15 protein-coding genes are annotated in these 14,856 nt (G+C 65.1%); 7 read left to right on the top strand and 8 right to left on the bottom strand.

The window, feature by feature from the left end; all coding sequences use genetic code 11:
- Positions 1–11 precede the first annotated feature (11 nt).
- From glyA to CT676_RS26720, 5 genes are all read right to left on the bottom strand, one after another.
- Positions 12–1,310, bottom strand: a complete 1,299-nt coding sequence (gene glyA, locus CT676_RS26700) for a serine hydroxymethyltransferase (RefSeq protein ID WP_028152497.1) — start codon at positions 1,308–1,310, stop codon at positions 12–14.
- Between the two features lie 259 nt (positions 1,311–1,569).
- Positions 1,570–1,791 (bottom strand): hypothetical protein, encoded by a 222-nt coding sequence (locus CT676_RS26705; protein WP_008131709.1) that lies wholly within the window; start codon positions 1,789–1,791, stop codon positions 1,570–1,572.
- A 37-nt stretch (positions 1,792–1,828) separates the two neighbouring features.
- Positions 1,829–2,065 carry a hypothetical protein gene (locus tag CT676_RS26710; RefSeq protein WP_028152498.1) on the bottom strand — a complete coding sequence of 79 codons (237 nt, stop codon included), beginning with the start codon at positions 2,063–2,065 and terminating at the stop codon, positions 1,829–1,831.
- Positions 2,066–2,264: 199 nt separating this feature from the next.
- Positions 2,265–2,783 (bottom strand): MarR family winged helix-turn-helix transcriptional regulator, encoded by a 519-nt coding sequence (locus CT676_RS26715; RefSeq protein ID WP_011087797.1) that lies wholly within the window; start codon positions 2,781–2,783, stop codon positions 2,265–2,267.
- 527 nt (positions 2,784–3,310) lie between these two features.
- A complete protein-coding gene (locus CT676_RS26720) occupies positions 3,311–3,814 on the bottom strand; it encodes a DUF6163 family protein (RefSeq protein WP_028155097.1) in 504 nt (167 codons plus the stop codon).
- 138 nt (positions 3,815–3,952) lie between these two features.
- On the opposite strand from CT676_RS26720, the gene hemB reads away from it, so the two are divergent.
- The 4 genes from hemB (at position 3,953) to CT676_RS26740 (ending at position 7,328) form a co-directional block, all read left to right on the top strand.
- The gene (gene hemB, locus CT676_RS26725) at positions 3,953–5,014 is read left to right on the top strand and encodes a porphobilinogen synthase (protein ID WP_063986325.1); all 1,062 of its coding nucleotides are present in this window, start codon (positions 3,953–3,955) and stop codon (positions 5,012–5,014) included.
- Between the two features lie 275 nt (positions 5,015–5,289).
- Complete coding sequence (locus CT676_RS26730; protein WP_135215696.1) at positions 5,290–5,829, top strand: RDD family protein; 540 nt, start codon at positions 5,290–5,292, stop codon at positions 5,827–5,829.
- A 130-nt stretch (positions 5,830–5,959) separates the two neighbouring features.
- Positions 5,960–6,736 (top strand): arginyltransferase, encoded by a 777-nt coding sequence (locus CT676_RS26735; protein WP_014494765.1) that lies wholly within the window; start codon positions 5,960–5,962, stop codon positions 6,734–6,736.
- Between the two features lie 43 nt (positions 6,737–6,779).
- Entirely contained in the window at positions 6,780–7,328 is a 549-nt protein-coding gene (locus CT676_RS26740) for a hypothetical protein (RefSeq protein WP_135215697.1), read from the top strand.
- On the opposite strand, the gene CT676_RS26745 is transcribed toward CT676_RS26740, so the two are convergent.
- The gene (locus CT676_RS26745) at positions 7,279–8,631 is read right to left on the bottom strand and encodes an Nramp family divalent metal transporter (protein ID WP_135215698.1); all 1,353 of its coding nucleotides are present in this window, start codon (positions 8,629–8,631) and stop codon (positions 7,279–7,281) included. The two genes, CT676_RS26740 and CT676_RS26745, sit on opposite strands and share 50 nt — an antisense overlap.
- A gap of 167 nt (positions 8,632–8,798) precedes the next feature.
- On the opposite strand from CT676_RS26745, the gene CT676_RS26750 reads away from it, so the two are divergent.
- Entirely contained in the window at positions 8,799–10,043 is a 1,245-nt protein-coding gene (locus CT676_RS26750) for an MFS transporter (RefSeq protein ID WP_135215699.1), read from the top strand.
- On the opposite strand, the gene CT676_RS26755 is transcribed toward CT676_RS26750, so the two are convergent.
- On the bottom strand, positions 10,040–11,524 hold the full coding sequence (locus CT676_RS26755) for a PLP-dependent aminotransferase family protein (protein ID WP_166097070.1): 1,485 nt from the start codon (positions 11,522–11,524) through the stop codon (positions 10,040–10,042). The genes CT676_RS26750 and CT676_RS26755 overlap by 4 nt on opposite strands.
- A gap of 162 nt (positions 11,525–11,686) precedes the next feature.
- Here CT676_RS26755 and CT676_RS26760 point away from each other — a divergent pair, with 162 nt between their 5' ends.
- Entirely contained in the window at positions 11,687–12,250 is a 564-nt protein-coding gene (locus CT676_RS26760; RefSeq protein WP_063982847.1) for a pyridoxamine 5'-phosphate oxidase family protein, read from the top strand.
- Here the strand turns inward: CT676_RS26760 and CT676_RS26765 are convergent.
- Positions 12,247–13,506 (bottom strand): adenylate/guanylate cyclase domain-containing protein, encoded by a 1,260-nt coding sequence (locus CT676_RS26765; protein ID WP_071913209.1) that lies wholly within the window; start codon positions 13,504–13,506, stop codon positions 12,247–12,249. The two genes, CT676_RS26760 and CT676_RS26765, sit on opposite strands and share 4 nt — an antisense overlap.
- Positions 13,507–13,681: 175 nt before the next feature.
- On the opposite strand from CT676_RS26765, the gene CT676_RS26770 reads away from it, so the two are divergent.
- The gene (locus CT676_RS26770; RefSeq protein WP_135215701.1) at positions 13,682–14,839 is read left to right on the top strand and encodes an MFS transporter; all 1,158 of its coding nucleotides are present in this window, start codon (positions 13,682–13,684) and stop codon (positions 14,837–14,839) included.
- The last annotated feature ends 17 nt before the right edge of the window (positions 14,840–14,856 follow it).

Here is a 14,856-nt window from a genome sequence, read left to right on the forward strand (position 1 = left end):
TACCCTAGACCTTACTGATAGATCGGGAACCGATCGGTGAGCGCCTTGACCCGTTCCTTGATCGCGGCTTCGACCAGCGGCGCCTTGCCGTCGTCGGACTGCGCGATCGCGTTGAGGACCTCGGCGATCATGCCGCCGACCTGCTGGAACTCGGCGACGCCGAAACCACGGGTCGTCGCCGCCGGGGTGCCGAGACGCAGGCCCGAGGTGACGAAGGGCTTTTCGGGGTCGAACGGAATGCCGTTCTTGTTGCAGGTGATGGCGGCGCGGACCAGCGCCTTCTCCGAGACGTTGCCCTTCAGGCCCTTCGGCCTGAGGTCGACCAGCATCAGATGGTTATCGGTGCCGCCGGAGACAATATCGAACCCGTGGCTCTTCATCGCCTCGGCCAGCGCCTTGGCGTTCTCGACGACGTTCTTCGCATAGATCTTGAAGTCCGGACGCAGCGCCTCGCCGAAGGCGACCGCCTTCGCCGCGATCACATGCATCAGGGGGCCACCCTGCAGGCCCGGGAAGATCGCCGAGTTGAGCTTCTTGGCGAGCGCCTCGTCGTTCGAGAGGATCAGGCCGCCGCGCGGACCGCGCAGCGACTTGTGCGTGGTGGTGGTGGTGACGTGGGCATACGGCACGGGCGAGGCATGCACGCCGCCGGCGACGAGACCGGCGAAGTGCGCCATGTCGACCAGGAGGTACGCGCCGACGCTGTCCGCGATCTCGCGAAAACGCTTGAAGTCCCAGGCGCGCGAATAGGCCGAGCCGCCGGCGACGATCAGCTTGGGCTTGACCTCTTCGGCCTGCTTGGCGACCGCGTCCATGTCGATGATCTGGTCCTCGCGGCGCACGGTGTAGTGCGCCGCTTTGAACCACTTGCCGCTCATGTTGACGGGCGAGCCGTGTGTGAGATGGCCACCGGCCGCGAGGTCGAGGCCCATGAAGGTATCGCCGGGCTGCAGCAGCGCCAGAAACACCGCCTGGTTCATCTGGCTGCCGGAGTTCGGCTGCACATTGGCGAAGTTGGCGCCGAACAGCTTCTTGGCGCGATCAATCGCGAGGTTCTCGGCGACGTCGACCCACTCACAACCGCCATAGTAGCGCGCGCCCGGATAACCCTCTGCGTACTTGTTGGTCATCACCGAACCCTGCGCTTCCAGCACGGCACGGCTGACGATGTTCTCGGAGGCGATCAGCTCGACCTCATGGCGCTGCCGGCCGAGCTCGCCCTTGATGGCGGCGGCGATTTCCGGGTCGGCCTGGTCGAGCGAGGCGGTGAAAAACGAGTCGGGCGCGGAGGCGGTTCTGGCTGAGGTCATCTTGCGAATATCTCCACCGCCGCAGCCTTTTGGCGGGCTACGGGCGGTCTGGTGTGGCGATCGGAAGCGGCGAGCGCGATCTACCACATCACCCGCCCCCGGCCAAGTATTTGCGGGTCGAGAGCGAGAATTATGCCAGATATGGTGGGGATTGAAGGATCCGGGCGAGAGGACGGCTGCTTGAACCGTCCGCCCCGGTCAGTCCTGAAGGGTCCGATTTGGACCTTAAAATCCGTGCCGATGCGGGCCGGACCTGCCCCTACAGCCCGGTATACCCCGCCTTCACGGGATCGACGCTGCCGTCGAGCTGGCGCAGATAGGTCAGTCCGCACACCGTCAACCTGTGGGTGTCCTTCTCGCCGGCTTCCATCAACGTATTGAGGTAGTTCGTGACCTTGGCCCGTGCCTCCGCGCTCGCCGCGGACGTGCGGTTCGCGAGCAGGTCATAAGTCTGCATGATCCGGTCGATGGCAGCTTCCATATCACCCTCTGGTTCTGTCGAATTTTGGGAGTTTTGATCAGGCAACCGCGCGGGCCCCGGACTGGGCCTCGAACCGGCCAATGGCCTTGTTGGCGAGCCTGATCTTGTTCAATTCGCCGTGCTGGAGCAGCTTGATGATGATCTCGAGCAGGCTTTCGTTGGTGACCAGCGTGTCGGGAATCGCGCCGGAGCGGCGGAGGTAGTTGGCTGCGATGGCATAGGCGTCGCTCACGAGTTCGACGTTCATTGCCTGAAGCCCGCGCTCGACCAGCATCGCATCCTCCGATCCGCAGTAACAACTGCGGTGCGGGGAACTGGTTCCGCCTGGCCGGCAATTATTTCGCAGTCGCGAAACGACAAAACGCACCGGTCCGGGGCAGAGCCGGGCCGGCGCGCTTGGGGAGGTCAGGCACGTTCGGGAGGCTTGCCGGTCTTGTTATGGGCCGGCTTGGCCAAGTCCCGTCGCAAAGAACTCAGAGACGATACAGGATCTGGTCGGTCCAGAACCGCTCGAGGCGGTGCAGCGACTTGTTGAGGGTCGAGAACTCCTCGCCCGAGATGCCGCCGACCTGCTCCACCGTCTTGACGTGCTTCTGGTAGAGGGAGTCGACGATGCGGCGGACTTCCTGGCCCTGCGGGGTCAGGCGGATGCGCACCGAGCGGCGATCGACGCGCGAGCGCTGATGATCGAGGAAGCCGAGCTCGACGAGCTTCTTCAGATTGTAGGAGACGTTGGAGCCGAGATAGTAACCGCGCGTGCGCAGCTCGCCCGCGGTCAGCTCCTTGTCGCCGATGTTGTAGAGCAGGAGCGCCTGGACCGAGTTGATGTCCGCACGGCCGCGGCGATCGAATTCATCCTTGATGACGTCGAGGAGCCGGCGATGCAGCCGCTCCACCAGAGTCAAAGCTTCCAGATAGAGCGACTGCACCGAACCCTGCTGGCCGGAGACGCGCTCTGCGGTATCTGCCGCAGTTGCGACGGCTTTCATCATGACACTTCCCCTGTTGTCGTTTTTATCGACACTCATTCGACGAAACTTTTGCTCCGTCTGATAGGTGCAACTTAAGGGGGGCGTTTGAAGATCGGCTTAAATAAGAGAATAAAGAGATCATGAATTTAAGACAGTGAATTGCGGATTAAGCCTGTGTCACAAGGGCTTTTCGCAACCGTCTGTTGACCCTCGCAAGGTCCTGTTCACCCTCCGTCCGCCACCTCTGTCGCATTCCAGTACAGGGCCGCCCCGTTTCGAAACGGGCGCGTAAGAGCTGTGGCGGAACGCACGGAGTCAATGAAAAGTTACCTCGAATTTTAGGCAACCAACGGTCAACCAAGCCACGACTTTGGAAATGCCGCTCTCGTGTCCCGGACAAGCGCAGCGAAGCGGAGCGCAGAGCCGGGACCCAGAAGCCGCAAACGAGATCGTGGAGAGCTGGGCCCCGGCTCAGCAGCGCATCACTGCGTGCTGCGCTGCGTCCGGGGCACGAGAGAGTGTGAGTGTGCGTTGAAATCGCAAGCGCGCTACGGCGGCCGCTCGCGCGCGGCCATCCAGGCGAGCGCGAGATAGGCGGCGAGCATGAAGGCTTCGACACCGACGACGATCAGGCTGCCGCCGTAGATGCCCGGGAACATCAGTTCGATCACCGCCATCGACACCACGGTCGTCAGCCACACCACCGCGCCCCAGGGCGTCGCAAGCCAGAGGCCGACCGCGGCAACGAGCTCGATCACGGCGAAATAGACCGTGGCGGCCTGCCAGGCCATCGACTGGTTCTCGAACGCCTCGTCCTCACCGCCGACGAAGCCGGTGACCTGGGCCCAGTGATAGAGGCCCTTCAGAATCGACAGCAGCGCCATCACGCGCAGGAACAGCACGAGCCGGCGCGTCCAGACATTGTCGTCGGACTCGGGGCGCTCCGACGAGATCGCCGCCACCGACATCGCGTTGTCTCTGGCGTTGTCTCTGGCGGCGTCCCTGGCACTGGCGCCGTCGCGGGCCGCATCGCGGGTGGAGATTTCGGACATGGTCCCCTTCTGGCTGCTTCGCCCCGCAAAATCAATCGGCTGCCCGATTGACCTCAATTTTGCCTTGCGGCAGGTCAAGCCGCGGTGACGGGAACCATGCGAGCTGGTATAAGAATAATTCCAGCCGGAGGAAGAATGATGGCGATCAAATACGGACGTCCGATCGAATTGCGCGAGGTTTCGCGCCGGGATGGCGCCAGTGCCTCCCCTGCCCTCGATCTGGCCGTCCGCCCGCGCCGCAACCGCAAGGCCGAATGGGCCCGGCGCATGGTGCGCGAGAACGTGCTGACCACCGACGATCTGATCTGGCCGCTGTTCCTGATCGACGGCAACAACAAGCGCGAGCAGATCGCCTCGATGCCGGGCGTCGACCGCCTCAGCGTCGACCAGGCCGTGCGCGAGGCCGAGCGCGCCATGAAGCTCACCATCCCCTGCCTCGCGCTGTTTCCCTACACCGACCCGTCCCTGCGCGACGAGGAAGGCTCCGAGGCGACCAATCCGAACAACCTGGTCTGCCAGGCGGTGCGCGCGATCAAGAAGGAGTTTCCTGACATCGGCATCCTCTGCGACGTCGCGCTCGATCCCTTCACCAGCCACGGCCATGACGGCCTGATCTCCGACGGCAAGATTTTGAACGACGAGACGGTCGCGGTGCTGGTGCGTCAGGCGCTGGTCCAGGCCGAAGCCGGCTGCGACATCATCGCGCCCTCCGACATGATGGACGGCCGCGTCGCCGCGATCCGCGAGGGGCTGGACCGCTCTGGCCTGCTCGACGTGCAGATCATGGCCTATGCGGCCAAATACGCCTCCGCCTTCTACGGCCCGTTCCGCGACGCCATCGGTTCGGCCAAGACGCTGACCGGCGACAAGCGCACCTACCAGATGGACAGCGCCAACACCGACGAGGCGCTGCGCGAGGTCGATCTCGACATCTCCGAGGGCGCCGACATGGTGATGGTGAAGCCCGGCATGCCCTATCTCGACGTGGTCCGGCGCGTGAAGGACACCTTTGCGATGCCGACCTTCGCCTACCAGGTCTCCGGCGAATACGCGATGATCGCAGCCGCCGCCAACAATGGCTGGCTCGACGGCGAGCGCGCAATGATGGAGAGCCTGTTGGCGTTCAAGCGTGCCGGCGCCGACGGCGTGCTCAGCTATTTTGCGCCGAAGGTGGCGGAGAAGCTGCGGAGCCAAACGTAAGGTATCGCGGGGTGGGCCAAGCGGCTTGTCCGCCGTAGCTCGAAGAGCGAAGGCGGAAGCGTGCCCACCATGCCAGCTAGCGATCGCGGAACGATGGTGGGCACGGCGCTAACGCGCCTTTGCCCACCCTACGACGCCTTCCCTGAACGACAGCGGTAACAGCCCCGCCCCCGAATTGCCGGAATATTTCGGCTTGTTGACGCCCGCACGCCCTTGGCACGGGGATGACTTGCTCCCATGTCCTGCCACGGGAGTTTCCCTTGGGAGAACGGACTATGTCGTATTCGGACTCGCGCAATGCCTGGCGCAATGACGGCGCCATGCAACCGCACGCCTTCGATCCCTATCTGCACCCGGAATTGTTCCGTGGCGTGGCAACGCGGCGGGCGTTCGCGTTCCTGATCGACATGGTCGTGATCTCCGTTCCCGTGATCCTCGGCTACATCTTCATCGCGCTGTTCGGCATCGTCACGCTCGGCATCGGCTGGGCGCTGTTCTGGCTGGCCTGGCCGGCCTCCGTTGTTTGGGCGATCGTCTATTACGGTGCCTGCATCGGCGGTCCGTCGTCCGCGACGATCGGCATGCGCCTGATGGATCTGGAGTTGCGCACCTGGTACGGCGCGCCCGGCTATTTCGTGCTCGGCGCCACCCATGCCGTGCTGTTCTGGGTGACGGTCTCGTTCCTGACACCTTTCGTGGTGCTGGTTGGGCTGTTCAACGGCCGCCGGCGCCTGCTGCATGATGTCGTGCTGGGAACGGTCGTGATCAACAATTCCGTCCGCGCGCCTGTGCCGCAGGCGGCAAGGACCTACTGAGAGCCTGATGATCAAGAACCTATCAACCAGGACCGACTAAACTGACTGATCTGACCTGCCGAGTAGACCGATTGACCGGGGGCCTTCGTAGCGCGATGTTAATGCCCACTTTGGAGGCCCACGACGTCCCTTGACCCAGCACTCGCGCGACACCCCCCAATTTTACCTCACGGCGCCCTCTCCCTGCCCGTATCTGCCGGGCCGGCATGAGCGCAAGGTGTTTACGCACCTCGTGGGGGAGCGCGCAGGTGACCTCAACGACCTCCTGACCCATGGCGGGTTCCGCCGCAGCCAGTCGATCGCCTACCGGCCGGCCTGTGACCAGTGCCGCGCCTGCGTCTCCGTCCGGGTGGTCGCCAACGAATTCCGCCCCTCCCGGAACTTCCGCAAGGTGATCGCGCGCAACGCCGACATCATCGGCGAGCAGCGCAGTGCGGTGCCGACCTCCGAGCAATATTCGGTGTTCCGCGCCTATCTCGACTCCCGCCACCGCCATGGCGGCATGGCCGACATGACCGTGCTCGACTACGCCATGATGGTCGAGGACAGCCATGTCGAGACCCGCATCATCGAGTACCGCAAGCGCGGCCCCGACAGCGGCATCACCGGCCGCGGTGAGGAGCTGATCGCGGTGGCGCTGACCGATGTGCTCAGCGACGGCCTGTCGATGGTCTATTCGTTCTTCGAGCCGAGCCAGGTCAGCCGGTCGATGGGCACCTTCATGATCCTCGACCATATCGCACGGGCGCGACGTCAGGGCCTGCCCTACGTCTACCTCGGCTACTGGATCGAAGGCTCCAAGAAGATGGACTACAAGGCCCGCTTCCTGCCGCAGCAGCGCCTCGCGCCGTCAGGCTGGCTGCGCATCGATGCGCAAGGTGACGCGACGTCAGAGCCGCAGGATTAAGGGAGCGGTGGTTCGACGTCCCGCGGCGAGAATAGGCCCGTGCTTGCGGTCTGCAATTTCCGTCCTGTTCGCACTGTCGTTGATCATCCCGTCGAGCATCGACGCCCATGCCTGTGACGCCGGCCACAAGGACTATTTTGGCCGCTGTATCGCGGTGACACCTCTGCCCCCGAAGCTTCGCGCGTTCCTCAAGGACTACGGCCAGCCGATCGGCAAGGCTGGCGAGGTCGCTGATCTCTTCGCGCCAGACCTTCCCTTGTTCGACAAGCCCGAGCCTGGCCGCAAAATCATTCACACGTGGCGGCGCCCGAACGCCAACGTCGAATCCGAAGCCCGGATCGAGGACGTTCTTCCCGACTTCTATGTCGTGACAGTGAGCGTGTACGAAGGCCCGACATCATGCGGGATCGAGGAGTTCAAGCAGAAGGGACCGAAGACGCTGCGGGGTTACGGTCCCGAAGACCAGCCCGCAAGGACTGCCCTCGCTCTGGAAGTTCAAGCATATGAGTGGACTCTGCTAGCGGCCATAACCGCAAGCGCACTCACCCGAACAGCGTATCCACCAGCAACTTCACGTTCAAAATCACGATGATGCCCGCGACGATCCACGCGATCGCGGCGACGTATGGCGGTATCGCGAACTTGCCCATCTTGCGCCGATCCGAGACGAAGCGGACCAGCGGGATCACGGCGAAGGGCAACTGCATCGACAGCACGACCTGGCTGAACACCAGGAGATCCGCCGTGCCGCGCTCGCCATAGATCGCGGTGACGACGATCACCGGCACGATAGCGATGCCGCGCGTCAGCAATCGCCGCGCCCAGCTCGGCAGGCGCAGGTCGAGAAAGCCCTCCATCACGATCTGGCCGGCGAGCGTCGCCGTCACCGTCGAGTTCAGGCCCGAGGCGAGCAGCGCAATCGCAAACAGCGTCGAGGCGATACCGAGGCCGAGCAGCGGCGACAACAGCTCGAAGGCCTGGCCGATTTCGGCGACGTCGGAATGGCCGCTCTTGTGGAAGGTCGCGGCTGCCACGACAAGGATCGCTGCATTGATGAACAGTGCCAGCATCAGGGCGATGGTCGAGTCCGTCGTCGCCCATTTGATCGCCTCGCGCCGGCCGGTGTCGTTGCGCTCATAGGCGCGCGTCTGCACGATCGAGGAGTGCAGATAGAGATTATGCGGCATCACGGTTGCGCCGATGATGCCGATCCCGATGTAGAGCATTTCCGGGTTGGTGAAGATTTCGGTCTTCGGCATAAAGCCGTGCAGGACTTCCGCCATCGGCGGCGCGGCGGCCACGATCTGGACCAGGAAGCAGACCGCGATCACGACAAGCATCGCGATGACGAACGCTTCGAGGAAGCGAAAGCCGCGGTTCATCAGGAGCAGCAGCAGGAACGCATCGAGCGCAGCAAGCAGCGCGCCGCCGATCAGGGGAATGCCGAACAGCAGTTTGAGCGCGATCGCTGTGCCGATGACCTCGGCGAGATCGCAGGCGATGATCGCCGCCTCGCAGGCGAGCCAGAGCAGGAAGTTCACCGCCGGCGAATAGGTCGCGCGGCAGGCCTGCGCGAGGTCGCGGTCGGTGACGATGCCGAGCCGCGCCGCCAGCGACTGGAGCAGGATCGCCATCAAATTCGAGAGCAGGATGACCGAAAGCAGCGTGTAGCCGAACTTCGACCCTCCGGCGAGGTCGGTCGCCCAGTTGCCGGGGTCCATGTAGCCGACCGAGACCAGATAGCCGGGGCCGACAAAGGCGAGGAATCGCCGCCACCACACCCCCGCCGTGGGGATGGCAATCGTGGCGTTCACCTCGGCGAGGCTCTTGGTAGCAGGCGCATCAGTGCGCCAGCCGGCGGCATCTTGGGTCAAATCGGGGGAGCGGGCATCCATATCAGCACAATACCGAAGTCGAAGCTTATTGCAACTCATTTGCAACTGCATCTAGCCGCATGAGTTCCCGGCGCGGCGGTTATTGGCCGCCCTGTCGGGAAGCGGGTGGGTTTGGCCGTCCTCGGGGGCGGATACTGGCGGCAACACGACTTTGCAGGAAATGCGCCATGTCAAACCCGCTTCGCCTCCCAGACACCTTCAACCGCCTCGCCTGGTCCAACCTGGCGGCGCAATCGGCCGAGCAGATCGCGCTGGCCGCGGCCCCCATCGTCGCCGTGCTCACGCTGGGTGTTGCGGAAGGCCAGACCGGCCTGCTCCAGACCGCCCTCACCCTGCCCTTTGTCCTGTTCGCCATTCCGGCCGGCCTACTCGCCGACCGCATCTCCCGCCGCTCGCTGATGGCGGGTGCCGAAGCGCTGCGCGCGGTCGCGCTGGCGGCCATCGTGCTGCTGCTCACACTTGGCGCGCTCAATTTGCCGCTGCTCGCTCTGCTCGGCTTTGCCGCCGTATGCGGCACGGTCGTCTACAGCGTGGCGGCGCCGGCCCTGGTGCCCTCGCTGGTGAGCGCGGAGCTGTTGCCGTCGGCAAATGCCCGCATCGAGCTCGCCCGCACCATCGCCTTTGCAAGCGGGCCTGCGCTCGGCGGCGCACTGGTCGGCTGGTGGGGCGCGAGCCCGGCCTTCGGCTTCGCCGCAGCGCTTTCGGCCATCGCCGTCGTGCTGCTCTCCGGCATCTACGAGCCCACCCGGACGCCCTCGCCGCGGCGCCATCCGTTCCAGGACATCCGGGAGGGCGCGGCCTTCGTGTTCCACCATCCGCTGCTGCGGCCGGTGTTCATCACCCAGTTCATCTTCAACACCGGCTGGTTCCTCCAGATCGCCGTGTTCGTGCCCTATGCGGTACGCCATCTCGGCCTGACCGCCGCAGGCGTCGGCACCGTGCTGACGATGTACGGCGTCGGCATGGTGATCGGCGCGCTGTTCGCCACGCGCGTGATGAAGCGCATCGCCTTCGGCACGGTGGTCGGCCTTGGCCCGGTCACAGGTTTCGTCGCTGCGGTGGTGATGGCGCTGACGGTGCTGGTCCCCTCCCCCTGGCTCGCAGCCTTGAGCTTCTTCCTGCTCGGGGTCGGGCCGATCCTGTGGGTGATTTCGACCACGACCCTGCGGCAGTCCGTGACGCCGCCGCGCCTGCTCGGACGCGTCTCCGCCATCAACATCATGAGCTACGGCGCCCGCCCGCTCGGCTCGGCGCTGGGCGCGATCGTCGGCGGCCTCTGGAGCGCGGAAGCCTGCCTGTATCTCGCAGCCGCCGTGTTCGGCGTGCAGGCGCTGGTAATCTGGCTCTCTCCCGCCGTGGCGCTGGATCGGCAGCCCGCCATGGTGGGGGACGAAGTGCCGGCGCGGTGCTAGTCCGGTACGCAATCAGTGGCGATGGCCCGCGCCAGTCGGGCAACCGCCGGCGCAATGGTCTGCTGCGGGTAGCCGCTGAAGCCCAGCATCAGCGCCGACTGCGCCGGGGCCTCGATATAGTGGCGGCTCATCGCGCGAACGGTGACGCCGTGGTCGCGAGCGGCCCGTTCGATCTTCACGTCGGACAGTCCCCGTCGCGTGTAGGCAACCAGGTGCATGCCCTGGTCCGGCGGCTCGACCGACAAATGGTCGCCCAGGCGCCGCCTCAGTGCCGCAACGAGGGTATCGCGCTGGCGGCGATACACTTCCCGCATTCTGCGGATGTGGGCTGCGAAATGCCCCTCCTCCATGAAGGCCGCAGCAACGGACTGGCAGAGGCTCGACGGTTGACGGTCGATCAGATAGCGCGCGGCAACGAAATTCCGCACCAGCGGGTGTGGCAGCACGGCGTAGCCAAGCCGCAGTCCGGGGAAGAGCGCCTTGTTGAGAGTTCCGACGTAAATGACACGGCCGGCCTCATCCAGGCCCTGAAGCGAAGCGAGGGGACGGCCGCCGTAGCGGAATTCGCTGGCGTAATCGTCCTCGATGATCCAGGCGCCGGACTCGCGGGCCCAGGCGAGAAGTTCGAGGCGGCGCGCCATCGACAGGGGAACGCCTGTCGGAAACTGGTGCGAGGCCGTTATGAAAACTGCGCGCGCCTTCGGGGCGCGGCGGATCCCTTCCGTGACGTTGACGCCGTGCTGGTCAACCGGGATGGCGCAAACCTTCGCGCCTGACGCAGCGAGCGTAAGACGGGTCAGGGTATAGCCGGGGTCTTCGATCCAGACCTCCTTGTCCGGCCCGGGCATGACACGTGCGGCGATGTCCACGGCTTGCTGCGTGCCGGCGGTGATCACGATCTGATCGACCTCGCAGCGCACGCCGCGTGCGGCCCGAAGATAGTCGCAAACCGACTTGCGCAGCTCCAGCAAGCCACGCGGATCGCCGTAGCCGAGATGATGTCGCTCAAACGATCGCAGCGTGCGCGCCGTGAGTTTGCGCCACAATTCGGCGCTACGTGCATCCAACAGCGTGCGACCCAGGTTGAAGGGACGCTCGTCATTCTGCGTCGTCACATCGACGAAATCGCCGAGGCCGTGAAAGGAGGCCGCGCCTGCCGCGGCCGGTGCCGCCCGCGTCTTGCGGCCATGAGGCGCGGCAAACGGTTCAGGCAGATCGGACGCAACGTAAGTCCCCGCCCCCTTCCTGCCGAAGGCATAACCTTCGGCCAGCAGCTGCTCGAAAGCCGAAACAACTGCGGTACGCGAGACGCCGAGCTGCGCCGCAAGGTCGCGCGTCGAGGGCAACTTGGCCGCCGGACGAAGCGCTCCGGACAGAATTGCCGATCGTAGCTCGAGGTAGATTTGGCGGAATACCGGCGCCTCCGCCGTGCGGTCGACGCTGAAGGAATAGAGTTCTGCCCAGCTCTGCCTGCTCTTCACGGGTCCTCGTCCGACAGGGTGAGCCGCACGTCGGGAAGTGGTATGCTGCAATAGGGCCAAGTGGACCTTTGCTCAAGACCACTATTTTTCTATCCTGTTTCGGATAACAAGGAAACCTGAAATGTCCGCTCATTCGGATGGCGGCGCGGAGCGTCTTGCACCATGAGTTCACCGCAAATCCGTCGCGAGGACCGCGCCATGTCGCAGGAGCGGATCCTGGAGATGCTGGCACGCGGATATGCTGGCCATCTTGCGACAGTCAGCGAGGACGGCTTTCCCTACTGTATCCCGCTCCTCTATCTCTGGCTCGACGGTGAGGTGTATCTGCACACGACAGCCGCCCGGGGACATCTGCGCGCAAACATCGAGCGAGATCCCCGCGTCTGCATCGAGATCGATGAGCACGAAGGTGTCTTCGACTATGGCCGGTTCGAATGCGATTCCGGTCTCGCCTATCGAAGCATATGCCTGTTCGGCCGCATCAGGGTCGTGGGCGACACGGGCATCAAGCAGCGGTTCTGCGAAACGTTGATGGCCAAATACGGCAAGCCGGATACGACGCGACCGAAGGGGTTCTTCCCGCGGCTCGACATCATCACCGTCTACGCCGTCGCCATTGAGCGCATGACCGGCAAGGAGACTTCGATGCCGCCGCTTTCCGAACAATGGCCCGCCAAGGATCGAACGAAAACGCCCAATGTCTCGGCCCCTGCGATCCGCCGCTAATTCGCCAGATATCGCTCGTAGCTCCCGGTCACCGGCTCGCTCGTATCGACCTCAGGATCGAGCGTGTAGAGGTCCTGCGCGCGGCCGATGCCGCGCAGCGCGTAGCGCCCGGTGGAGACGAGGTAGCGACGGCCGGTGGCGTCCAGGCCCTTGTAGAACTCGGCCGAGGCCAGCAGCTCGCGGTCGACCGAGCGGCTCATCGAGGCGATGCGACTAACCTCGTTGACGGTGGGGCCGACGACGGTGAAGTCGAGCCGGTCCGCGCTGCCGATATTGCCGTAAAAGACCTCGCCGACATGCAGGCCGATATAGGCCGACGTCGTGGGACGGCCATCGGCCTCCCGCCGCTTGTTCAGCGCAGCGACGTTCTTGCGGAACAGATGCTCGGCGCGTAGCGCAGCGCGCCGCGCGTCCGACATGTCTTCCCCCCAGAACATCGCGAGCACGCCATCGCCGATCAGCTTCAGGACGTCGCCGCCGGCATCGTGGATCGCGTCGATCACGGCCTGGGCATAGTCGTTGAGGAACGGGATGATCTCGTCGGGGCCGATGCTCTCGCTGATCCCGGTCGAGCCGCGCAAATCCGAATACCACAGCACGGCATTGATGCGCTCGGTGACGCCGCGTGTGATGCGCCCGCCCAGCACCTGCGCGGAGGCATCGCGGCCGAGATAGACGCGGCCGAGGGTTCGCGCGATGTCGACCTGCTGCGCCGACTTGATCGCGAGCCCCAGCACCGGCACGAGATCGCGCAGAGCTTCGAGCTCGGGTTCGGAGAAGCCGCTGTCGCGGCGCGTGGTCCAGCAGGAATAGAGGCAATCCATCAGGCCGAGCGCGCCGTTCTCGCCGAAGCGATGCACGAAGGCGAGATAGTGCTTGTGGCCTTTTTCCGCGAGCTCGCCGATCTGTGAGAAATCCATCGACGGCGCGTCGGCAAGGTCGATCACCCTCTCGTCCTCGCCGTGCTCGAGCATGTGGAAGAACACCGAGCGGCGCCAGCTCTTGGCGGCATCGCCTTCGGCGGTCGAACCATATTCGAACACATCGCTCTCGTTGCTCTGCCGGTCGCTCCACCGGAAGCCGCGGCCCTCATAGATCGGATGCAGCGTGTCGATCACGACGAGCCCGCGCGAGAGTTCCAGCCCTTCGGCGCGGCAGCGCTCGCAGAAGCCGCGGAGCAGCTCGTTTTCGGGCAGGCCCGTCAGCCCTTGGCCCGTCAGCCAGTTCATCAGCGCGAGGCGCGAGGTCAATTGCATGCGCCATTATGGCGTGCATTCGTGACGAGCGAAAGGCCACGCGCGAACCGTGCGCAACCAAGGCTCCCGTCCGCAGCAGATCGAATATGCCGCGGACGCTGTTGACGCGCTCTCGCCACGGGCCGCAAATGCAGCCGATGGCACCGCCGCAAACCGAGACCAGAATCGCACCGAGATGAGCCAGCGCCAGCTTCCGATCATCCTGGCGCTCGGCACCACGCAGACCCTGGCCTGGGCTTCCAGCTACTATCTGCCGGCGCTTCTCGCCGATCCCATGGCGCGCGACCTCGGCGTCTCCTCCAACTGGATCTTTGGCGCGTTCTCGGCCTCACTGGTGATCTCGGCGATGCTCGGCCCGCGCATCGGGCGGCAGATCGATCTGTTCGGGGGCCGGCAGGTGCTGTCGGTCTCGAACCTGACGATGGCCGCGGGTCTCGTCCTGCTCGGCCTCTCGCACTCATTGGCGGTGATGGCGTTCGCCTGGCTCGTGCTCGGCATCGGCATGGCGATGGGGCTCTATGACGCCGCCTTCGCCGCGCTGAGCCGCATCTACGGCACCGAGGCGCGCAGGCCAATCACCGGCATCACGCTGATGGCAGGCTTCGCCTCCACCGTCGGCTGGCCCCTCACCGCCTGGGGCCTGTCCCATATCGGCTGGCGCGAGACCTGTTTTGCCTGGGCGGCCGCCAATCTCCTGATCGGCCTGCCCCTGAACTTCTTCATGCTGCCGGCGATCAAGGGCGCCGGGCAGGCCGCGGCGACGGCCGAGAAGCCGCATTTGCCGCTCGACCGAACCATGGTGCTGCTCGCCTTCGTGTTCGCGGCGGTCTGGACCGTCACCGGCGCAATGGCCGTCCATTTCCCGCGCCTGCTGGAGGCCACAGGTGCGACGCATGTCGAGGCCATCGCGGCCGGCGCGCTGATCGGCCCGGCACAGGTGGCCGCGCGCATTCTCGAAGCGGGCTTTCTGAGCCGCTTCCATCCGCTGTGGTCGACGCGCCTTGCCTGCGTCACCCACCCGCTCGGCGCCGCAATCCTCGCCATCTTCGGCGCCCCCGCCGCAAGCGCGTTTGCACTGCTCCACGGCTCGGGCAACGGCATTCTCACGATCGCGCGCGGCACGCTGCCGCTGTCGATCTTCGGCCCGAAAGATTTCGGCTACCGCCTCGGCATCATCGGCGCGCCGGCACGGATGGCGCAGGCCGTGGCGCCGCTGGCCTTCGGCCTGCTCATCGACGTCATGGGCGCCAAGGTGCTGATGGTCTCCTCCGCGCTCAGCCTCTCGGCGCTGGCCGCGCTGTTCCTGATCCGCGCCGAACGGCGCCCGGATTGACCGCGCAGCCCCTTTCG

Source organism: Bradyrhizobium sp. MOS001 (genome assembly GCF_004634465.1).
GTDB classification, from domain to species: Bacteria; Pseudomonadota; Alphaproteobacteria; order Rhizobiales; family Xanthobacteraceae; genus Bradyrhizobium; species Bradyrhizobium barranii.